At 75.1% G+C, this 25,035-nt stretch carries 23 protein-coding genes and 1 pseudogene; 13 read left to right on the forward strand and 11 right to left on the reverse strand.

Going from position 1 to position 25,035, the window contains the following annotated elements; translation table 11 throughout:
* Nucleotides 1-137: 137 nt before the first annotated feature.
* Together GA0070215_RS05565 and GA0070215_RS05570 are read left to right on the forward strand one after the other, a co-directional pair.
* The gene (locus tag GA0070215_RS05565; RefSeq protein WP_091042530.1) at nucleotides 138-1,856 is read left to right on the forward strand and encodes an ABC transporter transmembrane domain-containing protein; all 1,719 of its coding nucleotides are present in this window, start codon (nucleotides 138-140) and stop codon (nucleotides 1,854-1,856) included.
* A complete protein-coding gene (locus tag GA0070215_RS05570) occupies nucleotides 1,853-3,661 on the forward strand; it encodes an ABC transporter ATP-binding protein (protein WP_018783926.1) in 1,809 nt (602 codons plus the stop codon). The genes GA0070215_RS05565 and GA0070215_RS05570 overlap by 4 nt, the downstream gene beginning before the upstream one ends.
* Nucleotides 3,662-3,951: 290 nt before the next feature.
* On the opposite strand, the gene GA0070215_RS05575 is transcribed toward GA0070215_RS05570, so the two are convergent.
* The 5 genes and pseudogenes from GA0070215_RS05575 to GA0070215_RS05590 form a co-directional block, all read right to left on the reverse strand.
* Nucleotides 3,952-4,314 carry an ArsR/SmtB family transcription factor gene (locus GA0070215_RS05575; RefSeq protein ID WP_091042532.1) on the reverse strand — a complete coding sequence of 121 codons (363 nt, stop codon included), beginning with the start codon at nucleotides 4,312-4,314 and terminating at the stop codon, nucleotides 3,952-3,954.
* Between the two features lie 58 nt (nucleotides 4,315-4,372).
* A pseudogene (locus GA0070215_RS27900) lies at nucleotides 4,373-4,516 on the reverse strand (helix-turn-helix domain-containing protein); the annotation flags it as partial.
* Nucleotides 4,510-5,391: a DUF2470 domain-containing protein gene (locus GA0070215_RS05580; RefSeq protein ID WP_091042535.1), complete on the reverse strand. Its 882-nt coding sequence runs from the start codon at nucleotides 5,389-5,391 to the stop codon at nucleotides 4,510-4,512. The pseudogene GA0070215_RS27900 and the gene GA0070215_RS05580, both read right to left, overlap by 7 nt.
* 151 nt (nucleotides 5,392-5,542) lie before the next feature.
* Entirely contained in the window at nucleotides 5,543-5,839 is a 297-nt protein-coding gene (locus GA0070215_RS05585) for a DUF1540 domain-containing protein (protein WP_018783933.1), read from the reverse strand.
* A gap of 226 nt (nucleotides 5,840-6,065) precedes the next feature.
* On the reverse strand, nucleotides 6,066-6,536 hold the full coding sequence (locus tag GA0070215_RS05590) for a hypothetical protein (RefSeq protein WP_091042538.1): 471 nt from the start codon (nucleotides 6,534-6,536) through the stop codon (nucleotides 6,066-6,068).
* 148 nt (nucleotides 6,537-6,684) lie between these two features.
* Here GA0070215_RS05590 and GA0070215_RS05595 point away from each other — a divergent pair, with 148 nt between their 5' ends.
* The 4 genes from GA0070215_RS05595 (at nucleotide 6,685) to GA0070215_RS05610 (ending at nucleotide 10,054) form a co-directional block, all read left to right on the forward strand.
* Entirely contained in the window at nucleotides 6,685-7,119 is a 435-nt protein-coding gene (locus GA0070215_RS05595; RefSeq protein ID WP_091042542.1) for a hypothetical protein, read from the forward strand.
* Nucleotides 7,116-8,363 carry a cytochrome P450 gene (locus GA0070215_RS05600; protein ID WP_244166874.1) on the forward strand — a complete coding sequence of 416 codons (1,248 nt, stop codon included), beginning with the start codon at nucleotides 7,116-7,118 and terminating at the stop codon, nucleotides 8,361-8,363. The genes GA0070215_RS05595 and GA0070215_RS05600 overlap by 4 nt, the downstream gene beginning before the upstream one ends.
* A gap of 96 nt (nucleotides 8,364-8,459) precedes the next feature.
* The gene (locus GA0070215_RS05605) at nucleotides 8,460-8,720 is read left to right on the forward strand and encodes an acyl carrier protein (protein WP_018783937.1); all 261 of its coding nucleotides are present in this window, start codon (nucleotides 8,460-8,462) and stop codon (nucleotides 8,718-8,720) included.
* Between the two features lie 95 nt (nucleotides 8,721-8,815).
* Nucleotides 8,816-10,054, forward strand: a complete 1,239-nt coding sequence (locus tag GA0070215_RS05610) for a beta-ketoacyl-[acyl-carrier-protein] synthase family protein (protein WP_091042550.1) — start codon at nucleotides 8,816-8,818, stop codon at nucleotides 10,052-10,054.
* Nucleotides 10,055-10,081: 27 nt separating this feature from the next.
* On the opposite strand, the gene GA0070215_RS05615 is transcribed toward GA0070215_RS05610, so the two are convergent.
* The 3 genes from GA0070215_RS05615 to GA0070215_RS05625 all read right to left on the reverse strand — a co-directional run bounded on the left by GA0070215_RS05615 (nucleotide 10,082) and on the right by GA0070215_RS05625 (nucleotide 12,456).
* On the reverse strand, nucleotides 10,082-11,395 hold the full coding sequence (locus GA0070215_RS05615) for a glycosyltransferase family 2 protein (protein WP_018783939.1): 1,314 nt from the start codon (nucleotides 11,393-11,395) through the stop codon (nucleotides 10,082-10,084).
* Nucleotides 11,396-11,407: 12 nt separating this feature from the next.
* Nucleotides 11,408-11,689: a phosphopantetheine-binding protein gene (locus GA0070215_RS05620; RefSeq protein ID WP_026267559.1), complete on the reverse strand. Its 282-nt coding sequence runs from the start codon at nucleotides 11,687-11,689 to the stop codon at nucleotides 11,408-11,410.
* 86 nt (nucleotides 11,690-11,775) lie between these two features.
* Nucleotides 11,776-12,456, reverse strand: a complete 681-nt coding sequence (locus GA0070215_RS05625; protein WP_091042553.1) for a 4'-phosphopantetheinyl transferase family protein — start codon at nucleotides 12,454-12,456, stop codon at nucleotides 11,776-11,778.
* A gap of 65 nt (nucleotides 12,457-12,521) precedes the next feature.
* On the opposite strand from GA0070215_RS05625, the gene GA0070215_RS29490 reads away from it, so the two are divergent.
* Nucleotides 12,522-13,931, forward strand: coding sequence for a condensation domain-containing protein (locus GA0070215_RS29490; protein ID WP_091042556.1), 1,410 nt, complete (start codon nucleotides 12,522-12,524; stop codon nucleotides 13,929-13,931).
* A gap of 4 nt (nucleotides 13,932-13,935) precedes the next feature.
* Here GA0070215_RS29490 and GA0070215_RS05635 read toward each other — a convergent pair whose 3' ends face one another.
* Together GA0070215_RS05635 and GA0070215_RS05640 are read right to left on the reverse strand one after the other, a co-directional pair.
* Complete coding sequence (locus GA0070215_RS05635; protein ID WP_091042558.1) at nucleotides 13,936-15,138, reverse strand: cytochrome P450; 1,203 nt, start codon at nucleotides 15,136-15,138, stop codon at nucleotides 13,936-13,938.
* 10 nt (nucleotides 15,139-15,148) lie between these two features.
* Nucleotides 15,149-16,312 (reverse strand): nucleotide disphospho-sugar-binding domain-containing protein, encoded by a 1,164-nt coding sequence (locus GA0070215_RS05640; RefSeq protein WP_091042561.1) that lies wholly within the window; start codon nucleotides 16,310-16,312, stop codon nucleotides 15,149-15,151.
* A gap of 196 nt (nucleotides 16,313-16,508) precedes the next feature.
* Between GA0070215_RS05640 and GA0070215_RS05645 the strand changes: the two genes are divergently transcribed.
* Complete coding sequence (locus GA0070215_RS05645) at nucleotides 16,509-17,681, forward strand: cytochrome P450 (protein ID WP_244166876.1); 1,173 nt, start codon at nucleotides 16,509-16,511, stop codon at nucleotides 17,679-17,681.
* A 7-nt stretch (nucleotides 17,682-17,688) separates the two neighbouring features.
* On the opposite strand, the gene GA0070215_RS05650 is transcribed toward GA0070215_RS05645, so the two are convergent.
* Nucleotides 17,689-18,552: a TauD/TfdA dioxygenase family protein gene (locus tag GA0070215_RS05650; RefSeq protein ID WP_018783946.1), complete on the reverse strand. Its 864-nt coding sequence runs from the start codon at nucleotides 18,550-18,552 to the stop codon at nucleotides 17,689-17,691.
* Nucleotides 18,553-18,712: 160 nt separating this feature from the next.
* On the opposite strand from GA0070215_RS05650, the gene GA0070215_RS05655 reads away from it, so the two are divergent.
* The 5 genes from GA0070215_RS05655 (at nucleotide 18,713) to GA0070215_RS05675 (ending at nucleotide 25,009) form a co-directional block, all read left to right on the forward strand.
* A complete protein-coding gene (locus GA0070215_RS05655) occupies nucleotides 18,713-19,738 on the forward strand; it encodes a methyltransferase (protein WP_091042566.1) in 1,026 nt (341 codons plus the stop codon).
* Between the two features lie 252 nt (nucleotides 19,739-19,990).
* Nucleotides 19,991-21,010: a polyprenyl synthetase family protein gene (locus GA0070215_RS05660; protein WP_091042569.1), complete on the forward strand. Its 1,020-nt coding sequence runs from the start codon at nucleotides 19,991-19,993 to the stop codon at nucleotides 21,008-21,010.
* Nucleotides 21,011-21,024: 14 nt separating this feature from the next.
* Nucleotides 21,025-22,041 carry a UbiA family prenyltransferase gene (locus GA0070215_RS05665; RefSeq protein ID WP_244166877.1) on the forward strand — a complete coding sequence of 339 codons (1,017 nt, stop codon included), beginning with the start codon at nucleotides 21,025-21,027 and terminating at the stop codon, nucleotides 22,039-22,041.
* Entirely contained in the window at nucleotides 22,038-23,738 is a 1,701-nt protein-coding gene (locus GA0070215_RS05670) for a prenyltransferase/squalene oxidase repeat-containing protein (protein WP_091042576.1), read from the forward strand. Before GA0070215_RS05665 ends, GA0070215_RS05670 begins: the two co-directional genes overlap by 4 nt.
* Complete coding sequence (locus GA0070215_RS05675; RefSeq protein ID WP_018783951.1) at nucleotides 23,735-25,009, forward strand: FAD-dependent oxidoreductase; 1,275 nt, start codon at nucleotides 23,735-23,737, stop codon at nucleotides 25,007-25,009. Before GA0070215_RS05670 ends, GA0070215_RS05675 begins: the two co-directional genes overlap by 4 nt.
* The last annotated feature ends 26 nt before the right edge of the window (nucleotides 25,010-25,035 follow it).

Raw genomic sequence — 25,035 nt, forward strand, 5'->3', positions numbered from 1 at the left:
CGCACTCTCGGCCTGATCAACATTACCGGCGGTCACCGGGCTCCGCTGGCGGAGGCCGTGGTGAGCCGTGCCACCCGACCCGGCCACCGAGGCTGAGGTTAGGCTGTCCTCACTTCGAGCACTGGAGGCATCCCCTCGTGTCCCCGCACCCCGGCGGCGCCGTCACGGCGCGGTACGTGCTGCGTCAGGCGTTGCGCCGCCAGCGACGGCCGGTGCTGGTCGGCGTGACGCTGCTCGGCCTGCACCAGGTCGCCGAGGCGCTCGTGCCGGTGGCGATCGGCGTCATCATCGACCGCGCCGTGGTCACCGGCGACCCGTGGGCGCTGGCGTACTCGGTCGCCGGCCTCGCCGCCCTGTTCGCCGTGCTCGCGTTCGCCTACCGCAACGGCGCCCGCCAGGCGTACGCGGCGGTGGAGCGGGAGGCGCACCTGCTGCGGGTCGAGATCGCCGAGCGCGCGCTCGACCCGCGCGGGCACCGCTCCGGCCTGCGCGACGGCGAACTGCTCTCGGTCGCCGCCTCCGACGCCGAACTCTCCGCGCTCGTCGTGCGGGTCGCCGGGTTCGGTGTCGCCGCGGTGACCGCGCTGACCGTGGCGGCGACCGCGCTGCTGGTCATCGACGTCCCCCTCGGGCTCGGCGTGCTCGTCGGCGTACCGGTGCTGGTGCTCGTGCTGCAACGGATGGCGCCGCTGCTGTCCCGGCGCAGCACGTCCCAGCAGGAGGCCCTCGCGGAGACCACGGCACTCGCCGTGGACCTCGTCTCCGGCCTGCGCGTGCTGCGCGGCATCGGCGCCCAGCACCACGCCGCCGGCCGGTACGCCGCCGCCAGTCGCAACGCGCTCGCGGTCACGCTGCGCGCCGCCGACACCAAGGGCCTGCACCTCGGGCTCACCACCGCCGCCAACGGCCTGTTCCTCGCGGCGGTCGCCGGGGTGGCCGGCTGGCTCGCCCTGCGCGGCCGGCTCACCATCGGCGAGCTGGTGACAGTGGTCGGACTCGCGCAGTTCGTCGCCGAGCCGGTGCAGACGATGGGCTGGTGCGTGCAGCTGTTCGCGATGGCCCGCGCCTCCGCCGCCCGGGTGGCGCGCGTGCTCGGCGCCGGGCCGCTGACCCGGCCCGGCGACGTGCCGCTGCCGGCCCACCCGGACGGGCCACGGCTGGCACTCGACGACGTGGGGCACGCCGGACTGGACGGGGTGAACCTGCGCGTCGGCCCCGGTGAGGTGGTCGGCGTGCTCGCGTACGACCCGGCCGACGCCGAGGCGCTGGTGGCGCTGCTGTCCGGGCGGGTGCCGCCGGACGCGCGCCGGGGCGCCGTACGCGTCGACGGCGTACCCGCCGACGACCTGCACGTCGACGCGCTGCGCGGCACCGTGCTCGTCGAGCCGCACGACGTGACGCTGTTCGAGGGCACGGTGGCGGCCAACGTCGCCGCCGGCGCCCCGGCCGACCGGGCGCGGCTGCACGCCGCCGTCCGGGCCGCCGCCGCCCAGGACGTGGTGGACGCGCACCCCGGCGGCCTCGACCACCGGCTCGTCGAGCGGGGCGCGAACCTCTCCGGTGGACAGCGTCAGCGGCTCGGGCTGGCCCGGGCGCTGCACGCCGACCCGCCCGTGCTGGTGCTGCACGATCCCACCACCGCCGTCGACGCGGCCACCGAGGCGCAGCTCGCCGACGGGCTGGCCGAAGCGCGCCGGGTGGCGCCCCGGGGCACGCTGCTGATCACCAGCAGCCCGGCCCTGCTGCGGATCGCCGACCGGGTGGTGGTGATCGACGGCGGCCGGGTGGCCGCCGAGGGACCGCACGAGCACCTGCTGGCCGCCGACGCCCGCTACCGCGAGGAGACGCTGCGGTGACCGCCGAACCGCGTACCCCCGGCCGGACGTTGCTTCCGGTCGCGTCCGCCCGGCAGACCTGGGCCACGCTCGGCGCCCGGTTCCGCGACCGGCCCGGCCTCAGCGCCGCCGCCGCGACGGTGCTGGTCGCCGCCGCCACCGGTGGCCTGGTCGCGCCCTGGGTGCTCGGCCGGCTGGTCGACGACGTCATCGCCGCCGCCCCGGTCTCCCGGATCGCCGGCCGGGTGGCGGTGATCGCCGCCGCCGCCGTGCTCACCGGGCTGCTGACGGCGCTCGGCGCGGCGCTCGCCTCCCGCCTCGGCGAGACGGTGCTGGCCCGGCTGCGCGAACGCGTCCTCGACCGGGCACTGCACCTGCCGTCCGCGACGCTGGAGCGGGCCGGCACCGGAGACCTGCTGGCCCGTGTCGGCGACGACGTGGCCGTGGTGACGAACGTGATCGCGGTGAGCGGCCCCGCGTTCGTCGGCGCGCTGCTGTCCGTCGTGCTCACCGTGTTCGGGCTGGTCGCGCTGGACTGGCGGCTCGGCCTCGCCGGGCTGGTCGCGGCGCCCGCGTACGCGCTGGCGCTGCGGTGGTACCTGCGCCGCTCGGCGCCGTACTACGCGCGCGAGCGGGTCGCCACCGGCGAGCGGACGCAGGCGATGGCCGGTGCGCTGCGTGGCGCGGCGACGGTGCGCGCGTACCGGACCGAGGACGCCCACGTGGCGGCGATCGCCGAGCGTTCCGGCGTGGCGCGCGACCTGTCGCTGGAGATCTTCAACCTGCACACCCGCTTCGGCCTGCGGATCAACAGGTCGGAGTTCCTCGGCCTGGCCGCGGTGCTCGTGGCCGGGTTCCTGCTGGTCCGCGACGACCTGGTGACGGTCGGCGCGGCCACCACCGCCGCGCTCTACTTCCACCGCCTGTTCAACCCGATCGGCCTGCTGCTGCTGGAGTCCGACTCGGTGCTGCAGGCCGGCGCGAGCCTCGCCCGGCTGGTCGGCGTGGCGAACCTGCCCGACAGCGCGCCGCCCGCCGCGTCCGGCCCGGCCAATGGGTCCGGCCCGGCCACCACGGCGGCCGGCCCGCGCGGCCCGGCCGCGCTGGACGTCACGGTGCGCCGGCACCACTACGACGACGGGCCGCTGGTGCTCGCCGACGTCGAGCTGCGCCTGGCGGCGGGGGAGCGGGTCGCGCTCGTCGGCGCCAGCGGCGCCGGCAAGAGCACGCTCGCCGGCATCGCCGCCGGGATCATCGCGCCCACCGACGGGTCGGTACGCCTCGACGGCGTGCCGCTTGCCGGAACGGGCGAGGCCACCGCCCGGCACGACGTGGCGCTGGTCAGCCAGGAGGTGCACGTCTTCGCCGGGCCGCTCGCCGAGGACCTGCGCCTGGCCGCCCCGGACGCGACCGACGCCGAGCTGCTCGACGCGCTGGCCCGGGTCGGCGCCACCACCTGGCTGCGGGCCCTGCCCGGCGGGCTGGCGACGCCGGTCGGCGAGGGCGGCCACCGGCTCACCGCCGCGCAGGCCCAGCAGGTCGCACTGGCCCGGCTGGTGCTCACCGCGCCCGCCGTCGCCGTGCTGGACGAGGCGACCGCCGAGGCGGGCAGCGCCGGGGCCCGTGACCTGGACCGGGCGGCCCTCGCGGCCACGCAGGGGCGGACCACGCTGATCGTGGCGCACCGGCTCAGCCAGGCGGTCGGCGCGGACCGGATCGTCGTGCTCGACCACGGCCGGATCGTGGAGCAGGGCACGCACGAGGAGCTGCTGGCCGCCGACGGCCGGTACGGCCGTCTGTGGCGATCCTGGCGCGTCCCGGTATGACCACCGACCGCCCGCCGCCCGGGCGAGGCACCCCCTGACCGACCTGCCGACCCGCTTCGTGCCTCCCGGGGCGGCACCACCTGCTGACCCGCATCGCGCAGGTCGAGGCCGACCCGGACCTGCGCGGGAAGCCCGAACGGCCATGGGACGTGCTGCTGACCCCCGCCGTCCTGACCCGGCTCCGGGCGGTCAAGCGCCGTTACGACCCGCACGGCCTCGTCCGGTCCAACTTCCCGGTGGCCGGCTGACCCTTCGGTGCACGACCTGCGCGGCAGCCCGGCAGTCCCTGTTCAGCGGACCTTCTTCGTCGGCCGCTTACGAGGCGGCGTCAACGACTCGGCGATCGCCGAGATCGCGGACGGCACCAGGCGGTAGTACGCCCACACACCCCGCTTCTCCCGCTCGATCAGGCCGGCTTCGGTGAGGATCCGCAGGTGATGGCTGACGGTCGGCTGGGAGAGCCCGAGCGGCGCGGTGAGGTCACTGACGGACGCCTCGCCCTCCGGAGCTGACTGGATCAGGCTGAGCAGGCGAAGCCGGGCCGGATCGGCGAACGCCTTCAGGACTCCCGCGAGCCGTTCGGCGTCGGCCCGCTTGATCGGCTCGCCGGCGAGCGGCGAGATGGCCGGGGTGGTAGTTTTCGCAGTTCCCACGCCTGCATCGTTGCACCAAAGGCCGCCACCTGCCCGTACATCCACGACCGGACCATCGTCAGTGGCGCGGTGGGCGACCATGAGGGCGGGTGTCAAGCGGTCGCGCACGGTGGTAGACCCAGGTGCCCCGCCGCTCGGCGTCCACCAGGCCCGCCTCGCGCAGCGTCCTGGGACGGTGGGCGATCGTCGGCCCGGTCAGGTCGTCTCATCAGCGTGCAGGTCACTGATGAGGCAGCCACCGCCTCCGGCTTCCGAGATCGACCTCCGGCTTCCGAGATCGACGCGGCCGCCCTGGGCGAGCAGCGTGCGCAGCGCCTCGGCCAGGCCGGAGCCGGCGGTGACCGGGCGGGTGAAGGGCAGCCGGGTGTCGATGTGGTCGCCCGGCCGCTCCGCGCGCAGCACCACGCCCTCGGCGTCGAGCGCGACCGGGACGACGCGCGCCGAACCGGCGGGGTCGACGAGCGCGCCGAGCCGGTCGAGGACGTCGCGGTGGCAGCGCGTCAGGTGCGCGAGGTGGGCGGCCTCGTCGACGGCGATCGGGTCCGGCCGGGCCGCGCGGTACGCGCCGAGGTCCACCGCGACGGGATCGGCGGCTCGGTCGAGGACGACCTCGTCCGGTTCGACCGCCCACAGCGCCACCGGCGGCAGGCCGAGCAGCGACATCACGGTTGCCGGGTCGCAGGCGTCGAGGGCGGCCGGGTCGAACCGGCGGGCGGTGCCGAGGATCCGCAGCCGGGACCGCACCCGGGAGCGTACGGCGACCGGGGCGAGGTCTGTCACGTCGAGGTGCACCGCGCCGCGGTGGCCGCGCGCGGCCACCAGCAGGCCGCCGGTGCGGCTCATCGCGTCGACCGCGAGGACGATTGTGCCGTCGGGGAGGACGGCGTGGGCGGAGAGGAGGTCGGCGCTGGTGTCGGCGAGCGTGAGCCGCAGCGAGGAGGCGGCGGTCAGCACGCACCGGGCGGCCACGGCGTCGCAGGGCGTGGCGGAGGTGCCCGTACCGCCCGCCGACCGCACTGCGGCGACGGGTGCGACGCCTGCCGTCGGGGTCGGACGCCCGGCGGGGTGCAACGCCATGTCTGTCTCCTCGGCCGGGAAGGGTGAGGTCGGCCGAAGTCAGACGGTAGTAGGTAAGGCTTACCTTCGCAACGGCGGGTCGGATGCCGCAGACACGGTACGGGTCACGACGGTGACCGTCGTGACCCGTACGGGCGTTTTGTCCGGTTCGTTAGGCTGGCTGGTAGGTGAGGCAGTCGCTGACCGTGGCGCCCGGACCGACCGTGATCGACTCGGCGGTGCAGGCGAGGTTGCTGTTGAACACGCACTCGGCCCGCGCACACGCACCCACCGCGCCGGTGACCTCCGCGATCCCGCCGCTGAGCGACGACTCGACGAACGTCGCGCAGGACGCCGCGTCGGCGGACGCCGCCACGGTGATGGCGGGAGCGTGACAGCCGTTGTCGTTGAAGCTGCACGCGGTGGCGGCGCATTCACGTACCGGCGGAGACTGCAACAGGGTCTTCATGGTGCCTCCAAGTCATGCGGGCCGGCGGACTGTGGCGGCCGGCCTCGGTGGTGCTCGAATGCCATCTGGTATTTGCCGGGCGGCCCGGTCCTCAAACCACTCGGCCGCCACTGAGTATCTGCCTCACTTTAACAAGGGAATGCGGGTTTCGCGGCCGTACGTATCCCTTTCCCGCCGAATTCCTAACGGCCGAGATAAGGCTAACCTTGGTTAGGTAAGTCTTTCTTCACTCTCCGGTCCGGCGAGTGCCGACGCCTGGTTGAGACCCGCCAGAACGGTGTTCAGCTGCGAATACGCGCACGGTCGTGCCGCCGGGGACCGGTCGAATGGGTGAGCGGGCGACGACGGCGAGTTCCGGAACGGCCGACGCGATTCGGTCGCGCCGGAATGCCGGCCGGAAAATCGGCGGCCCGGCCGCGATCCGGGGCGACGTCCGGCTGTGGAATGCGAATCCGGCGGTGGGTGGCGCAGGCTCCGTCGCCGCGGTGCCCGCCGGGTGGCGCCCACCTGCCGGCACGCTCGTGGCACCCTGAGCGGACAGGGCGACGGCGGTGAGGCCGAGCGGCAGCGCGCTGAAGCCCGCGCCGGTCACCGCGTCCACCTCGGCCCGCCGGCCGTCGGCGGTGAACAGGAAGGTGCCGCCGCCCGCCGATCGCCCCGCGCCGGCGACCCGGGCCGCCGCGGTGTCGCGCCTCACCCACTGACGTGGTTCGCCCGGCCCGGCTCCGCCGTGTGGCGCACAAGATCCCGGCCGGGCAGCGAAGTGTCATCGACGTTTCCCGATGAACTGCGGCGGCGTTCGTCTACAGTCGGTGCACCGTCCCTGAGCCGAGCCCGGAGCGCGTGTGGCAAGCCCGTTCGACATCGAGGAGATCTACCCGGACGAGGGACCGGCGCCGCGGCTGCCCCGGCGGCAGGCCGGCACCTCGCCGCGGAGCGTCGCGGTGGCGCTCCTGACCGACGACACGCTGCGTACCCGCGCCGCGCTGCCGTCCGCAGCGATCGGCACGCAGCGCCGGGCGCTGCGCGGCCAGCGCGCCCTCGTGGACGCCGGGCACGTCGATGCGATCAGCGGCCACTACGAGGCGTTCCTGCGCCGGTGGACGCCGCTGGTGTCGCGGCTCGCAACCGTCGACGGCGCCGCAGCCGTGCGGGCGCGGACCGAGGTGATGGACACGGCCGTCTACGACGGCGTGGCCGAGGCCGCCGAGACCCACGTCCGGGCGCACACCACCGCCGACATGCTCGCGGGCGTACGCGAGGACGGGCCATGCGCATGACCATCTCCCTCGACGAGCTGCTCGGTGACGAGGTGCGGCGCGACCCGTACCCGTTCTACGCCCGGCTGCACGAGGCGGGGGAGGCGGTGGCGCTGCGGCCCGCCGACCCGCACGCGCTCGTCGTGCACGGGTACGACGCGGTCAACGGGGTGCTGCGCGACCCGGTCTTCCGGGTGCTCGGCGCCGACTACCTGGACCGGGCCGGGGTGCGCTGGCGCCAGCACCAGGTCATCCGGATCCTCCAGTCGTCGATGCTCAACGCCGCCGAGGGCGACCACCTGCGGGCGCGGCACCTGTTCTCCCAGGCGCTCACCCCGCGCCGGGTCGTCGCGCTGGAGCCGGCCATCGGGCGCATCGCCGACCGCCTGCTCGACGGGCTCGCCGCCGACGGCGCGGACGGGAGGCCGGTCGACTTCATGGCCCGCTTCGCGCTCCGGTTGCCCAGCGACGTCATCGGCGAGTTGCTGGGCGTGCCGGAGGCGGACCGGGAGTGGTTCCCGTCCCGGGTCCGCGCGTTCGACGCGGTGCTGGAGATCGGCCGCCGGTCCATGCGCGAGGTCCGGGCCGCCAACGTCGCGGCGGCGGAGCTGACCGCGTACTTCACCGATCTGGTCGCCGCGCGCCGGGCGCGGCCGCGTGACGACTTCGTCTCGGCGCTGCTGCGCGGCCTGGCTGCCGAACCCGGCCGGCTGAGCGCCGACGAACTGCTGGCCAACCTGATCATCATGTACAACGCCGGGTTCCGGACCACCGCGAACCTGCTCGGCAACGGGCTGGTGCTGCTCACGGAGCGGCCGGCCGCGCGGGACGCGCTGCGCGCCGATCCGTCGCTGGCACCCTCGTACGTCGAGGAGATCCTGCGGTACGAGCCGCCGGTGCACTTCGCGGTCCGGTACGCCGCCGAGGACACCGAGGTCGCCGGCCTGCCCGTGGCGGCCGGCCGGACGGTGGTGGTGCTGACCGGCGCCGCGAACCGGGATCCGCGCCGCTTCCCCGACCCGGACCGGTTCGACCCGTCCCGCGCGGACAACCGGCATCTGGCGTTCAGCGCCGGGCCGCACTACTGCTTCGGGGCGGCGCTGGCCCGCGCCGAGGGCCGGCTGGTCCTGCCCCGCCTGCTGGACCGCTTCCCGGCGCCGGCCGTCGAACCCGGGCCGCGCCGCGCGCTGATGCTGCGCGGGTACGACCGGCTGCCGGTACGGCTGACCGACCGGGCGTCTTGCCAAACAAACCCGATCGAGTAAGGTCGATGCTACGTGGAGTGTCCGCTCCGCGCCTCACAGGTTCCGCCGAGCGGGTCGAGCGCGCCGCCAGGACACCGTGGAAGGGAAACACCGGACATGACCGATGAGATCCGCGCGTTCCTCCTCGCCGCACTCACCGAGATGAAATACGACGTCTCCGACGTTGACGACGACACCGTCTTCGGTCCCGCCGGGCTCGACGTGGACTCCCTCGGTCTGGCCGAGCTGGCGGTGCGGGTGGAGGACCGGTTCGCTGTCGCCTTCGACGACGACGAGGCGGAGGAACTCGCGATGATGACCGTCGGCGAGTTCAGTCGGGCGGTGGCGGCGCGTATCGCGCCGGCTTCGGCGCACTGACCGATGCCGGGACTCGACAGCCGGCCGGGTCGCGGCCCGGCGATGCCGGCGCGGCACCGGGTCCGGGGCCAGGGCCGGGGCCGGGGCCGGGGCCGGTGAGCGTGCGCGAACGGGTCACCGTCACCGGGATCGGCCTGGTCAGCCCGGTCGGCTCCACCGCCGCCGAGGTGTTCGACGCGGTCTGCGACGGCCGGTCCGGGCTCTCCCGCCCGCCGGCCGGCCATCCGCTGCACGGCGTGCTCGACGTCGCCGCGTTCGCTCCGGCGATCGACCCGGCGAGCGTGCTGCCCGGCCCGGAGTCCCGCGTCGTGGACCGGTCGATCGTGATGGTGCTGCGCGCCGCCGAGGACGCGCTCGCCGACGCCGGACTCCGGGTCGGCCACGACGTCGACCCGTACCGGGTGGCGGCCATCGTCTCCGGCGTCGGCGGGCTGTCCACCCTGGAGGAACAGGTGCTCGGTCGCGCCGGGCGGGGCCGGTTCGGGGTCAGCCCGTACATGCTGCCCGGGACACTGCCGAACATGGGCGCGGCCCGCATCGCGATCAAGTTCGGCATCCACGGCTACACCTCGTCGATCGGCACGGCGTGCGCGGCCGGGGCGCAGTCGATCGGTGAGGCGCTGCGCATCCTGCGCGCCGGGGAGGCGGACGTGGTGCTCGCCGGATGCGCCGAGGCGCCGCTGTTCCCGACGTTCGCGTACGCGTTCGGCAACGCCCGCGCGCTGGCCCGCGGGTGGGCCGACCCGGCCGCCGCGAGCCGCCCCTTCGACAAGCGCCGCAACGGGCTCGTCCTCGGCGAGGGCGCCGGGGTGTTCGTGCTGGAACGCGCCGCGCACGCCGCCGCGCGCGGCGCCCACCGGCACGCCGACGTGCTCGGCTGGGGCGCCACGACCGACGCCCACCACCCGACCACGCCGCGCCCCGACGGCGCGGGCGCCGCCCGGTGCATGCGCATGGCCGTCCGCGACGCCGGGCTGGTGCCCGGCGACATCGGGTACGTCAACGCGCACGGCACCAGCACCCGCGCCGGGGACACCGCCGAGCTGGCCGCGTTCACCGAGGTGTACGGCACCGGCCCGCCGCCGCTGAGTTCGACGAAGGGCGTGACCGGGCACCTGCTCGGCGTCTCCGGCGTGATCGAGGCGGCCATCGCGGTCGAGGCGCTGCGTCGCGGCCTGCTGCCGCCCACGCACAACCTGGACGACCCGGAGCGCGCCGGGGAGGTCGACCACATCCGCGACAAGGCGCGGGCGGTGGCGGTGGACGCGGTGCTGTCCAACTCGTTCGGTTTCGGCGGGCACAATGTCAGCCTCGTCCTGGCGCGCCCCGCCTGAGCGGCCGGCCCGCCCGAGCGGTGTGCCTCAGCGCAGCGTGATCACGGTGGCGGTGTCGTACCCGGCGAGGGCCACCGTGAAGTGCGGGCGCAGCATGTCGGCCACGTAGTCGAGGTCGGCGACCAGCGGCACCGGCAGCAGGGCGCGCTGGTCCGGGCCGGTGCGGGTGGCGACCAGCTCGATCCGGTCGGCCTTGAGCAGCCCTCGGGTGAGGAACGCGGGCAGGTCCTCGGGCAGCAGGCACCGCCACATGTCGACGTTGACGATCAGGTCCAGCGCGCCGGTCTTGAACTGCTGGAGCACGGTGCCGAGCAGATGGGAGTTCGTCTCGCCGGTCGGCGCGTCGTGGTCGAACGTGTGCGACCCGGCGCCCAGGTCCAGCGCGGACACGCCGTTGCCCACGACCAGCGCCGCGCTCACCGCCAGCTCGTCGCGCAGCGACGCGGGCAGCGCGTCCGGCCGGCCCAGCCCGCCGGACCGGTACGCCTCGATCGCCTGGCCGTAGAGCCGGATCCGGCCCAGGTGCCGGCCGAACGTGTTGAGCCCGTACAGCACCTCGACGTCGTAGCGCAGGTGCTTGCGCAGCAGGTACTTCATGTTGTCCATCGAGGCGAGCCCGTTCGACGTCTTGCGGAAGTGCGGCAGGTGGTAGGAGAGTGCCTCGGTGTCCAGCCGGAACAGCTCCGGCGGGGCGCCGTGCAGGTGGAACACCCGGTAGAAGAAGTCGAGGTCCTCGAAGCCCCACTTGACCATCGCCTCGTCGAATCCGCCGACCCGCCGGAACGACTCGTGGTCGACCGAGGCGTTGTGGGTCAGGCCCAGGACCCAGGGTGCGCTCGGGAAGTCGGCCGTCCGCTGCGGAAGGGCGATGTCCTCCAGCCTCGGGTCGCCGCGTTCGGCGTCGAGCATCGCCGGGGTGACCGGCTCGTCCCGGTGCAGCGCGTCGGCGCCGGCCCAGTCCAGGTCGTACCGCTGGCCGAGCAGCACCCCGGGCCGGCCGGCCCGCCCGGCGTGGAAGTCGCGGTGCCGTCGCAGCAGCCCGGGATGCGCCACCGTGTCGGCGTCCAGGAACATCAGGGTGTCCGCGCGGGCCCGGGCCGCCGCCGCGTTGCGGTTGGCGCTGCGGCCCCGGTTGCGCTCGCTGCGGACGTAGTCGATCCGCAGCCGGTCCCGGTACGCGTCCACCACCGGGCCCAGCGCCACGGCCGAGCCGTCGTCGCCGACGATCACCTCGAAGTCACCGGGCGGCAGCGTCTGCCGGGTCAGCGAGCGCAGCGTCGCGTCGAGCGCGGATCCGTTCTCGTGCGCGGGCACCACCACGCTCAGGCCGGGCCGGTCCACGTCTCGGCCTGCTCAGCGCGGGGTGGAGTTGGCGGTGATGTAGTCGGCCAGGTCGCCGAGTGTGGCCATCCGGTCCTCGTCCAGCTCCTCGACGTCGATCTGGATCTCCAGTTCGTCCTCCAGCGCCAGCAGCAACTCCAGGCCGAGCGAGGAGCTGAGGCCGAGCTCGTCCATCAGCTGGGTCCGCTCGGTGATAGGCGCGTCCGGCCGGAGCATGCGGGTCAGCAACACGGTCAGGCGGTCCACGACCTGGTCACGGGGCGGCGTGTCGACCGGCGCGTCGTGTCCTAGCACCGGGCGTCCCACGAGTCGATCACGCGCGTCGGCATGGAGTCATCAGAGCAGGGGACATCGTCGGGTGTCAACGGGTACGGCGATCGTCACCGATCGTCACCGAGGTCGGTGCGGCACTCGACGGCGTACTGCCGGTCGCCGGTGAGCGCGACCGCCACCGCGTACCCGGCGGGCGTGCGCAGGTCGGTGAGCCGGTACGGGCCGGCCGAGTCGACGCACTCGACCACGTCGCCCCGGTGCACCGGCATCCCGAGGTTGGGCCACAGCCGCCCCCCGGCCGCCTTGACGGCCGCCTCCTTGCGCGCCCACAGCCGGGCGAACCGCAGCGCCCGGCCGGCCCGGCCGGGCCCGGCAGCGACGTGCCGCGCCTCCCGGGGATGGAAGAAGCGCGCCGACGCCGACACCGGATCCCCGCCCGGCGCGACGTGCTGGATGTCCACGCCGACCGGGCGGCCCTCGCTGAGCGCGACCGCCACCAGGTCGCCGGAGTACGACAGGCTCGTGTGCAGGCCGCTCCACGGGCCGGTCAGCGCCGGTTTGCCGTACCGCCCCCGGCACCAGGTCAGCGCCGCCGGTGGCGCGCCGGTGGCCCGCCCGGCCAGGACGCGCAGCGCGCCGTGCGCCACGGTGAACCGGTCCCGCAGCGCCCCGGTGCCGAGGCGTGCGGCCCGGTCCCGCTCGTCCGCGTCGAGCACCGCCCGGTACCGGGCCAGCGCGTCCGCCGGCACCGCTGCCGCAAGGATCCAGACCCGGACGGCGTCCCGCATGGACGGCAGCGTAACCGCGCGCCGTCACGTTGACACACGCCGATGCGCGTTGCTCTGATGAACGGGTGTTCGCGCAGACGGTCCAGGCCCAGGTGCCCGTGGCGTTCGCCGGGCCCGGCGCCGGCACCGCACCCCTGACCTGGGGGCAGAAGGCCATCATGCAGGACATGCGGGAGACCGGCTGGACGCACAACGTCAGCGGCGCCCACCCGATGCCCGCGGGTGTCACGATCGAGCAGGTGACGGCCGAGTTCGCCACGCTGATGGCCCGGCACCCGGCGCTGCGGATGCGGCTCGGCCCCGGCGACGGGGCCGGCCCGTGCCAGGTGGTGTCGGCCAGCGGCGAGACGGTCCTGGACGTGGTGGACGTGCCCGACGACGCCGACCCGGCCGACGTGGCCGCGTTCGCCTACGACCTGGGCCACGCCCGCCTGCTGAGCCACTACGACCTCTACCGGGACTGGTCGGTGAAGATGGCGGTGATCCGGCACCGCGGCGCCCTGGTGCACCGGGTGCTGACCATCGACCACCTCGTGGTGGACGGCACCGCCACGTCCCTGGTGCTGGCCGACCTCGGTCTGGCCGGCCGGCCGGTCCGCCGGGTCGCCGACCCGCGTACCGTGCAGATCCTCGACCTGGGCCGGCGGGAGGAGACGCCGCCGCTGCGCCGGGTCAGCGACCGGGCCGTGCGCCATTGGGCCGAGCACCTGCGGGATGTCCCGCCGCTCACGTTCGGCGAGCCGGCGGCCGGTGGACGCCGGGGCCACCGGTACTGGCACGGCCGGTTCGACTCACCCGCGGCGTACCTGGCGGTGCGGGCCGTCGCGGCGCGGACCCGCACGGACACCTCGCGCGTCCTGCTCGCCGTCATCGCGATCGCGATCGGCCGGGCCACCGGCGTCAGCCCGCTCACCGCCAAACTCATCGTCGGCAACCGGTTCCGGCCGGGCTTCGCCGAGGCCATCGCCCCGCTGAGCCAGAACGGCGTGCTGCGCGTCGACACCGCCGCCACCACTGTGGACGAGGTGGTGGCGCGCGCCCGCCGCGCCGCGGTCTCCGCCGGGAAGTACGCCTACTACGACCCGGCCCAGCTCGCCGAGGTCTCGGACCGGCTGGACGCGGAGCGCGGGTACCCGGCCCGGATCAGCTGCCGCATCAACGACCGGCGGGTGACCACGCGGCAGGCGGCCGACGGAGGACTCCACGACGACCCGATGACCGCCGAGCGGATCCGCCGCCGGGCCGACGAGACGTTCCTGGTCTGGGACGGCCCGCTGGACCACCTGCCCGAGCAGATGTTCATCACCGTCGAGGACCAGCCGGAGACGGTCCACCTCCAGGTGATCTTCGACTTCGGCTGCTTCACCGAGGAGCAGGCGGAACGGCTGCTGCGCGGCGTGGAGGAGGTGGCGGTGGAGGCGGCCCTGGACCCCGCCGCGCCGACCCGGGTCACCCCCGGGTCGGCGAGCGGCTGACCGGTCACCGGTCCCAGGTCACCGGCAGCGACTCCAGGCTGCGCACCACGAGCCCCGGCCGGAACCGCAGCTCCGACTCGTCGACAGCGAGCCGCAGCCCGGGTAGCCGCCGCAGCAGCGCGCCCAGCGCCTCCTGCAACTCCATCCGGGCCAGCGCCGCGCCCAGGCAGTGGTGCGGGCCGGCGCCGAAGGCCAGGTGCGGATTGTGGACGCGGGTCAGGTCGAGCGTGTCGGCACCCGGGAAGACCGCGGCGTCCCGGTTGGCCGACGCGATCGCGGGCAGCACCGCGGCGCCGGCCGGCAGGCGTACGCCGCCCAGTTCCACCTCCTCGGTCGTGACCCGGGGCAGCAGCACCCCGTTGTCGCCGAGCTGGATGAAACGGGACAGCTCCTCGACCGCCCGGGCGACCGCCACCGGATCGTCGCCGCGCAGCCCGGCGAGCTGCTCGGGATGACGGGCCAGCACGAGCAGGAACAGGTTGAGCTGGTTGGTGGTGGTCTCGTGCCCGCCCACGAAGATCCCCGCGGTGACCGACACCAGCTCCCGTTCGGTCAGGTCGTCGTGCTCGTCCCAGACCGCGATGAGCGCGCTCATCAGGTCGTCGCCGGGCTCGCGGCGCCGCTGGTCGATCAGCTCGCGGAACGCCTCCAGCGCCGCCCGGGGCGCATCCGGGTCGGCGTCCCAGTCGCCGACGAGCGCGTCCGACCACCGGCGTACCCGCTCCCGGTCCCGGTCGGGGATGCCGAACAGCGTGCTGATCACGGAGATCGGCAGGGGACCGGAGAGGTGCGTGATCAGGTCGGCCGGCGGGCCGGCCGCCTCCAGGTCGTCGATCATGCGGTCGACGAGCGCCGCCACCTGAGGCCGCAGCTCCTCCACCCGGCGGACGGTGAACGCGTGCGAGACGGCCCGGCGCATGGTGGTGTGCCGCGGCGGGTCCATCCCGATCAGCGAGTCCTCGGCGAGCGAGCCGAGTTCCCGGGTCGGGCGGTTCGGGCCGGCCGCGGCGGCCCGGCTGAACCGCTGGTCGGTGAAGACCCGGCGCACGTCGGCGTGCCTCGTGGCCAGGTACGCGCACGCCCCGTCGGGCAGCTCCACCCGGGCCACCGGACACGTCTCCCGCATCCGGGTGTAGTCCGGCGACGGGTGGTAGATCGTCGGAGCCGGCGCGAGCGGGTACGGGATGGCCGGTGGCTCCTGCGTCATCTGCGACTCCTCAGATCGGGCCGCCCCGGGCCAGGGCGGCGAGCGTCGGCACCAGGTCGGCGGGCGCGGGCATGGCGCGGACCCGGTCACGCATCAGCGCCGCGGCCCGCCGCCGGGGCCCGTCGCCGACCAGCTCGCCGACGAGGTCCCGCACCGTGGCGGTGGTGGCCTGCTCACCCGCCAGCCAGGTGCCGGCACCGGTGGCGGCCAGCCGTTCCGCGTTGAAGTGCTGGTCGCTGACCTGGGGCAGGACGAGCTGCGGCACGCCGTACGCGAGCGCGGTCATGGTGGTGCCGGCCCCGCCCTGCTGCACGAGCGCGGCGCAGGTGGGCAGCACCAGGCGTACCGCCAGCAGCCCGTCGGCCAGGCGGACCCGGGCCGGCAGCGGGCCCAGCCCCTCGTGCTGGCGCGGTTCGACCACCACGACGACCTCCACGTCGAGCCCGGCCACCGCGCGGATCACCCCGGCCAGGTCGAGCCGGTCGTGCAGCCCGGCGCCGGCCATCATGGTGCCCGCCGTGACGCAGACCCGGGGCCGGTCCGCCGGGTGGCGCAGCCAGTCCGGCACCACTGCGGGACCGTTGTACGGCACGAACCGCACCGGACGGCCGGGGCGCCGCATCGGCACCTGCATGGGCGGCGGCACCGGGTCGAGCGTCAGGACGCCGTCCAGCGGCACGTCGGCGGCGCGGAGCCCGAACCGGGCGGCCAGCGGCCCGACCACCTCATCCGGGTCGAGGCGCAGCGTGGTCGAGGAGTCCGGCCCCCACAGGTTCAGCACGCCCGGCACGCCCAGCGCGGCGGCGGCCACCGGGGCGGCCAGGTTGAACGGCTCCCAGAGGACCAGGTCCGGCCGCCAGGACCGGCCGAAGGAGACCAGGTCGTCGAGGACGGCGTCGGCGAACCGGACCACCCCGCCGTCGGCGGTGATCGCCGGCTCGACGGTGCCGGCCGGCGCGGAACCGGCCAGCGGCGCCACCGCCCCGATCCGCCCGGCGAACGCCTCGGCGAAGTCGACGTCCGCACCCAGCGGTACGGCGGCGAGCCCGGCCGCGCTGATCGTGGCGGCCATCGACGGGTGACTGGCCACCCGTACCTCGTGACCGGCGGCCTGCAACGCCCAGCCGAGCGGGACCAGGCCGTAGAAATGCGACCGCCAGCCCCACGTCGACATCAGAATTCGCAGCGGCGCAGTCAAATCCCACCAATCCGCACGGCGAAACGGCAGCCCTGGAGAACCGATGCTAGGGGATCGGCACCGGTACGCGGAAGGTCGCGGACGCAAGCGGCGGATATTGACGCCGGGCTAACCGATGATGGACTCTTGGTCGATGTCCGAGGTGGACCACGATCAGCCTCCCGCTGGCCCGGTGACGGTCAATTCCGGGCTCCGTTCCTATCCGTTCGAACCGTTCACCGGCGACCTTCCCGCCGAGCTGCTGGAGATGGTCGTCGCCGAGCCGGTCAGCCGGGTGCGGTTGCCCGACGGCCGGGCGGCCTGGCTCGTGCTCGGCTACGAGCACTGCTGCACCGTCCTGGCCGACCCCCGCTTCTCCCGGCTGCCGCCGGGCGCGACGGCGACACCGGACGGCGGCGGTCCCCGGGAGCTGAACATGGACGGCCCGGCGCACGCGGTGGTGCGGCGGGTGGCGGGCCGTGCGTTCACCGCCCGGCGCATCGGGACGTTCCGCCCCCGGGTGCAGCGGCTGGTGGACGAGCTGGTCGGCGCCCTGCTCGCCGGTCCGCGCCCGGCCGACGTGGTGGCCGGGCTGGTGGCGCCGCTGCCGGTGCTCGTGGTGTGCGACGTGCTCGGCGTCCCGGCCGCCGACCGGCAGCGGTTCTACGCCTGGATCGAGGGGCTGAACTCGGTCACCGCGTACGGCTCGGCCGCCGCCGCGACCGCGCAGGCCGAGTTGCGGGACTACCTGGCCGGCCAGTTGGTGCGCAAGCGGGCCGAGCCCGGCGACGACCTGCTCTCGGCCTGGGTCCGCGGCGGCGACGCGCACGAACTGGTCGACGCCGAGCTGGTCGAGCTGGCCATGGGGGTGCTGCTCGGCGGGCTGGAGATCAATTCGACGAGCGCGGGCCTGCGCGCGTTGTTCCAGCACCCGGAGCAACTGGCGAAGCTGCGCGCCGCGCCGGGCAAGCTCGCCGCGGCCACCGACGAGATCCTGCGCTACACGTCGGTGAGCGCCATGTTCCGGGTGCAGGTGGTCCGCGAGGACCTGGTCCTCGGCGGGGTCGGGATGCGGGCCGGCGACTGCGTGATGGCGATCCCGTGGGCCGGCAACCGCGACCCCCGCTTCTTCCCCGAGCCGAACGTCTTCGACATCGACCGCCGGTCCGGCGTGCCGCATCTGACCTTCGGGTTCGGCCCGCACTTCTGCCTCGGCACGGCGCTGGGCCGGATGCAGGTGGAGCTGTCGCTCGGTGCGCTGCTGACCCGGATGCCGGCGCTGTCGCCGGCGGTGCCGCTGGCGGAGATCCCGTGGCGGCACGACCGGATGAACGGCGGCATCGCCTCCTTCCCGGTCACCTGGTGACCGCCGGTCAGTAACTCTCCACCGCGTTCACCCGGTCCGGCCAGTACCGCTGGCCGGGTGCCGGGACGTAGTGCTCCCACCGGGGCTCGTTCCCGGCCGGGTGGTCGCCGAGCACGGTGATCCGCTGCCCGCGCCGCGGGCCGTCGTAGTCGTTCACGGCGTAGTGCTGGGTGACCCGGTTGTCCCAGACCGCGACGTCCCCGGTCCGCCAGCGGTAGCGGCAGGTGAACTGGGGACTCTCGGAGAAGGTGAACAGGTGCTCCAGCAGCGCGTCGCTCTCGTTGCGGGTCAACTGCGGGATGTGCGAGGTGAACAGCCGGTTGACGTACAGCGAGCGGCGCCCGGTCTCCGGGTGCACCCGGACCACCGGGTGTTCGGCGCGGCTGGTGAACTCGGTGCCGATCCGGATGACGTGGATGGCGGTCAGCCCGTCGAGCAGGTCCCGCATCGGCGCGGAGAGCGCCTCGTAGACCCGGTACTGGTTGGTCCACATGGTGTCGCCGCCGACCTCGGGTAGCTGGATCAGGTGCAGGATCGAGGCGATCGGCGGGCTCTGGTGGAACGTCATGTCGGTGTGCCAGACGTCGACCTTGCCGCCGTCGGCGGAGTCGATGACGACGATCTCCGGGTGTCCGTCCAGCCGGGGCAGGTACGGGTGCAGCTCCACCTCGCCGAAGCGCCGGCCGAACGCGACGTGCGCCTGCGGCGTCAGCCCGCTCTGGCCGGCGAGGAAGACCACCTGGTGCTTGAGCAACAGGTCGTGGATCAGCGCGAAGCCCTCGTCGGTGAGCGTGTTCAGGTCGATGCCGTGGACCTCGGCGCCCAGCGCGCCGGAGACGAGCCGGACCTCGGCCGCGATGGATGTGGTCATCGATGATCCCTCCGGTCTGCGCGCCTCGGCTGGCCCGCGAATTGTTCCACGGCCATGAATGTCCTCACCAGCCGTCGTCGTTGACTCACCCGCCGTACGCCTGGAAGCATGCGCACCGGCGGGGCGGCGGTGCCGGCCCGCGACGCGGGAGGAGGCGCCGGTGTCGATCGATGCCCCGATCGAGGGTGACGCGGGGGAGCGGCTCGACCGGCTCACCGATCTGGCCACCCCGTTCGCGGTCCGCACGGCGGTGACGCTGCGCGTGCCGGACCGGATCGCCGCGGGCGTCACCGGCCTGGGCGAGCTGGCCGGCGCCTGCGGCGCGGACGCCGCCGCGCTGGGCCGCCTGCTGCGCTACCTCGTGCACCGGGGCGTGTTCGTCGAGGTCTCGCCGGACGTGTTCGGCCTGACCGACGTCGGCGAGCTGCTCTGCGACCGCGGCGGCGGCGGGCACGGCGCCTACCTCGACCTCGCCGGTCTCGGTGCGCGGATGGACCTGGCCTGGACTGGTCTGCCGCACGCGATCCGCACCGGCGGGCCCGGCTACCGGGAGGTGCACGGGCGTGACTTCTGGGCCGACCTCGACGCCCACCCGGAGCATCGGGCCTACTTCGACGCGCTGATGCTCAGCCAGCAGCGGTTCACCGCGCCGGAGGTCGCGGCGCTCTACCCCTGGCCGGAGGTGGCGCACGTGGTCGACGTGGCCGGGGGAGCGGGCGGGCTGCTGCGGGAGGTGCTGGCCGCCCACCCGCACCTGCGGGGCACGCTCGTCGACCGTGGCGAGCCGGTGGCCACCGCCGCTGCCACGTTCGCCGCGTGCGGCCTCGCCGGCCGGGCCGAGGCCGTGGTCGGGGACTTCTTCGCCCCGCTGCCGCCCGGCGCCGACGTGTACGTGGTCTCCCGCGCGCTCACCGACTGGAGCGACGCCCACGCCACCGCGATCCTGCGGCGCTGCGCCGAGGCGGCCGGGACCACCGGCCGGGTGCTCGTCGTCGAGGTGCTGCCGACGGTGCCGCACGTGCCGCACCTGTCCCCGTACGACCTGCGGATGCTGGTGCTCGTGGGTGGTCGCGAGCGTGGATTGCCCGAGTTCGCCGCGCTGGCCGCCGCCGCGGGTCTGGCGCCCCGGCGCACCTATCACGGCACCGACGGGCTGACGCTCATGGAGTTCGCCGCCGGCGCCTGAGCGAGGCGGGGCGAGTCGCACCTGTCCGGTGCCGTCCCGTGCGCCCGAACATTGACGCATATGTTTCGAGATGGCGGCCATGGGTCAACCGGCGGATTCCTCTGTGCATCGGTCAATGTGCTGGATAATGCTGTCACGACATTTGCGGCCACCCATCTTCATGCGCATTTATCAATGGTTGTTCGCGGGAGAGCCGACCGGTAACGTCTCGCGTGGCGGCTAGCCGATCCCTGGCGAAAGGGTCGACGCGTCATGACGGTTGCTGGCTCCACCCGATATCCGAGCTTCATCGACGACCTGGCCCGCAGCGAATCGGGGCGGCTGCTGCGCGCCGAACTCGGGCGGCGGTGGCCGGAGACGCCCGACCAGCTCGACGCGATCGTGCGCTACGCGCTGCTGCCGGCGGGCAAGATGCTCCGCCCGATGATGACGCTGCACGCCGCCGAGGCGGTGGGCGGATCGCCGGAGGACGTCCTCGCGGCCGCGCTCGGCACCGAGTACCTGCACGTCGCGACGCTCGTGCACGACGACATCATCGACGCCGACACGCTGCGCCGCGGCCGGCCCGCGGTCCCGGTCGCGTACGGCATCCCCGGCGCCATCGTGGCCGGCGACCACCTCATCTTCCACGCCTTCCGGGCCCTCGTGGAGGGCGGCCGGGCCGTACCCCCGGCGTCGGTCGTCGCCGCCGTCAGCGCGCTCGCCGAGGCGGGCCAGGACCTGTGCCGGGGGCAGGCGCTGGAGGCGCGCCTCGTCGGCGACCTGGACGCGGGCGCCCGCTGGTACCCGGAGATGATCCGGCTCAAGACCGGCTCGCTGTTCCGCGCCGTGTGCCACGTCGGCGCGCTGCTCGGCGGCGCCGACCCGCTGGTGTCCGCCGCGCTGGCCCGCTACGGCGAGCACGTCGGCACCGCGTTCCAGATCCGCGACGACCTGCTGTCCTACCTGTCCACCCCGGAGCAGACCGGCAAGCCCGCGAGCAGCGACCTCAACAACGGCCGCCCCACCCTGCCGCTGCTGCTGGCGTACGACGTGAGCAGCGACGCGGCCCGGGTGGAACTGCTGGCGGTGCTGCACCGCCGCGGCGCCGGCCCCGGCGACGTCGAACGGGTCAACGCCCTGCTCCGCGACGCGGGCGCGGTCGACGGCGCCCGGCGGCGGATGGTGGAGCACGCCGAGCGGGCCCGCGCCGAGCTGACAGTGCTCACCCCGTCCGCGAGCGCGGACGTGCTCACCGGCATCGCGGCCTGGATGACGAGCGAGATGGCGTGAACACGGCCGGGGCCGTGCGAGCACTGCGGGCCCACGTGGAGACCTGGCGGCCCTACACCCTCTGGTACGTCGGGCTGGTCGGCCTGGCCGGCGCCGCGGTGGCCGGTGGTCGGGATCCGTGGCTGCTGCTGTCGGCCTGGGCCGCGCCCACCGCCGGGTGGCTGGGTGGCCACTATCTCGGCGACTACTTCGACCGGGACCTCGACGCCGGCAGCAAGCCGCACCGGCCGATCCCGTCCAGCCGGCTGGGCGCGGGCACGGCACTGTGGTGCGGCATCGCCTGCTTCGCCGCGCTCGGCGTCCTGGCCGTGGCCGGCGGCTGGGGCACCACCGTGGCGGCGCTGCTGGCCGGATGCGGCATCGTCGCGTACAGCAGGTGGTTCAAGGCCCGGGGGATCGCCGGCAACCTGGTCCGCGGCGCGCTGGGCGCGGTCGCGCTCGCCTACGGCGCGTTCGCCGCCGGCCTCGCGCCGGACCGGTCCTGGGCGGTGCCGGTGCTGCTCGCGCTCGTCGTCGCGTTCTGGTCGCACGACGCGATGTCCAACCTGGTCGGTGCGCTGCGCGACATCGACGGGGACCGGGCCGGCGGCTACCGCACGCTGCCCGTGGGGCGTGGTGTGCCGGTGGCCGTACGGACCGTGATGGCGCTCTACGCCCTCACGATCGGTGCCGCGGTGACCGCCGGACTGCTGGCCGGGGCGGGCACGCGCGGGGCGTACCTGGGCACCGTGGTCGTCGTCCTGGTCACCGGCGTCGTCGCGCTGACCCCGCTGGTGGCGCGCCGCGACGGGATGCCCGTCCTGGTCGCGCTGCGCGCCCACTCGGTCCTGGTCGTCGAGCGGGTCGTGCTGGCCTCGGCGGCGGTCGGGCTCGGCCTCGGCGTCGCCGTGCAACTCGCGCTCGCGCTCCCGATGGTGCTGCTGACCTGGCTGGCCCAGCGCCGCATGCGCGTCCGGCACGAACTCGGCCCGCCGGTCGCGGGCCTGACCCTCGCCACCCGCAGTCGACTGCCGCTGGAGGACGCGCCATGACCGCTGTGACCGCCGAGACCGTCGGGAAGGCCCTCACCGCGGGCGCCGAGGCGCTGTTCCGCCGCCGCCGCCCCGACGGCGCCTTCGGCGACGACCCGCCCGCCTCGGTGCTCGGCACCGCCGGCGCGGTCGCCGCGCTGCACGCCGCCGACCCGTCCGGCTGCGCCGACCTGGTCGGCGCCGGAACCGCCTGGCTGCGCCGCGCGCAGCACGACGACGGCGGCTGGGGCGGCGTCGTGGGCGCCGGCACCGCTGTGGTGCCCACCGCCGTGGCGGTCGCGGCGCTGGCCCTGACCGCGCCCGCCGACAGCGCGGGCGTGATCGCGGCGGGACGGGTCCGGCTGGCCGCCCTCGGCGGCGTCGACACGATCACCGATCCGGCCATCTCGCTGCTGTGCCGGCAACTGCTCACGATGGCCGGGATGACCGCCGAGGCCGGCCCGTTGCGCCGCCTGCCGCTGGAGATCGTCCTGTTCGACCGGGTACGCCGGCAGCGCCTGTCGTTCCGTACCGCACCGTTCGTCGGGCTGGCCCTGATGCAGGCCGACATGCTGCCGGCGGGCCGGCTGCGCCGGGCCACGCTGCGCCGGGCCCGCCCGGCGGCGGTACGGCTGCTGCGGTCCATCCACGACCACGAGGGCCGCACCGGAGCGCTGAGCGAGGATCCGTGGCCGGCCGCGCTCGTCCTGCTCGGCCTGGCCCGCAGCGGCGAGGCGCCCGACATCGCCCGCGCCGCCGTCGGCTGGCTGCGCCGGGCGGTACGCCCCGACGGCTCCTGGGACGCGGTCGCCAACCTCGACCTCACCCGGTCCGGGTACGCGGCGACCGGACTGATCGCGGCCGGCTACGCCGGTGATCCCCGGCTGCACGCCACCCGGGAGTTCCTCCACGCCACCCGCAAGACGGAGGCGTTCGAGGTGCTGGCCGTGCCGCCGGGCGGGTGGAGCTATTCGAACGCCCGGGGCTGGCCGGTCACGCTGGAGTCCGCCGAGATCCTCTCCGCGCTCGCCGGATTCCCGGACGCCGGCACCGACCCGGTGCTGCGCCAGGGACTGGCGTGGCTCGCCGGCCGCCAGGACAGCCGCGGCTCGTGGAGCCTGTGGGTGCGCGACACCCGGCTCGCCAACGACGGCCCCTGTCCGGCCATCACCAGCCAGGCGATCCTCGCGTTGCACGACGCCGGGCACCCGGACGACCACCCGGCGATCGTCCGGGCGGCGGCCTGGCTGCTGACCCGGGCCGCGCCGGACGGCACGTTCGAGAACCTCTGGTACCGCGACCACACCTCCGGCACCGCTGTGGTGGTCGCCGCGCTGTCCCGGGTCGGGCACGCCCGGCACGAGGTGGTGCGCCGCGCCGCCCGGTGGCTGCGCGGCACACAGCTGCCCGACGGCTCGTGGGGCCCGGGTGACGGCACCGGCGGCACTGTGGAGGAGACGTCCTGGGCGGTACAGGGCCTGCTCGCCACCGGCGATCCGGCCGCCGTCGGCGCGGTGGACCGGGGTGTCGCCTGGCTGGTGGCCGCCGCCGGACCGGACGGCGCCTGGCCCGCGGCCCGGGTGTGCAACTACATCCGCCACCACATGCGGTACCCGAACGCGGTGATCACCCAGGCGCTCGCGCTGCGGGCGCTCGGTGAGTACCGCGGGGCCGCCGCCACCCGATCCGGCACCGCGTCCGGGGCGGTGGCCCGATGACCGCCGACGTCGTGGTGGCCGGTGCCGGCGCCGGTGGCCTGGCCTGCGCCCACGCGCTCGGCGCGCTCGGCCTGCGGGTGCTCGTGCTCGACCGGCAGCGCGCCCCCGCGCCGATCGCCAAGGGCGAGATCCTCCAGCCCGAGACGGTACGCATCCTCGACTCCTGGGGCGTGCTGGACGCCCTGCGGGCCACCGGCGCGCGCCCGGTCGGGCGGCTGGCCATCCGCGACGCGTACGGCGAGCCGCTGCTCTGCCTGGACTACGCGGGCCTGCCCGGGGCGTACCGGCAGATCCTCTGCGCCGACTACGGCGACCTGCGCGCGGTGCTGGCCGACCGGCTGCCCGCCACGGTGGACCTCCGGCGGGGCGTGCGGGTGACGGGTGTCCGGCGCGACGGCGACGGCCGGGTCGGCGGCGTCCGGGTCGTCGCGGACGGTGCCGAGCGGGAGATCGCGGCGTCGCTGGTGGTCGCGGCCGACGGCATGTCCTCGCCGCTGCGCCGGGCGGCCGGGATCGCCGTGGAGCGCCGGGAGTACCCGCACGGCCTGGTCGCCTTCGACGTGGCGGAGGCCGCGGTGGCCGACGAGGTGTCCGCGTACCGCACCCCCCGGGGACTCTGCCTGGTCTACCCGCTGCCGGGCGGGCGGTGCCGCCTCTACGTGCAGGTCACACCGGACGAGTTCCGGGGCCGCGTGGACCTGGGGGCGTGGTGCGAACGGCTGCTCGCCGACGTCCCGGCGGTCCGCCCGCTGGGCCCGGCCGTGCGCGCGAGCCTGCACCGGCGCCAGCTGCTCGCGGTCTACCGGCTGCGCAGCGCTCGGCTGGCCGTACCGGGGCTCGCGCTCGTCGGCGAGGCCGCCCACGCGGTGCACCCGATGGCCGCGCAGGGCGTCAACAGCTCACTCGGTGACGCCGAGACGCTCGCCGCCTGCCTGGCCGCCGAGGGCGGCACACCGGAACCGGTGGCTGTGGACCGGGCGCTGCGGGCCTTCGAGGCGGCGCGGCGGCCCCGGCTGGACCACGTCGCCACCGTCAGCCACAACGCCTCCCGCATGATCACCGCCGTGTCCGGGCTGCCGAAGCTGCTCGGCGCGCGGATGATGCGCCGCACCGCCGCCAACCCCCGGCTGCTCGGGCTCACCGCCGGGAACCTCTCCGGCACCGACGTCCGGCCGCTGTCCGCCGTCGACCGGCTCTACCAACTGGGGTTGCTGGCCGACCGGCACGCGCACACCCCGGCCCCACCGGTCCCGTCGGAAAGTGAGCGATGATGACGCCTGCCACCGCCGTCGGGACG

The organism is Micromonospora marina, assembly GCF_900091565.1.
Lineage (GTDB): Bacteria > Actinomycetota > Actinomycetes > Mycobacteriales > Micromonosporaceae > Micromonospora > Micromonospora marina.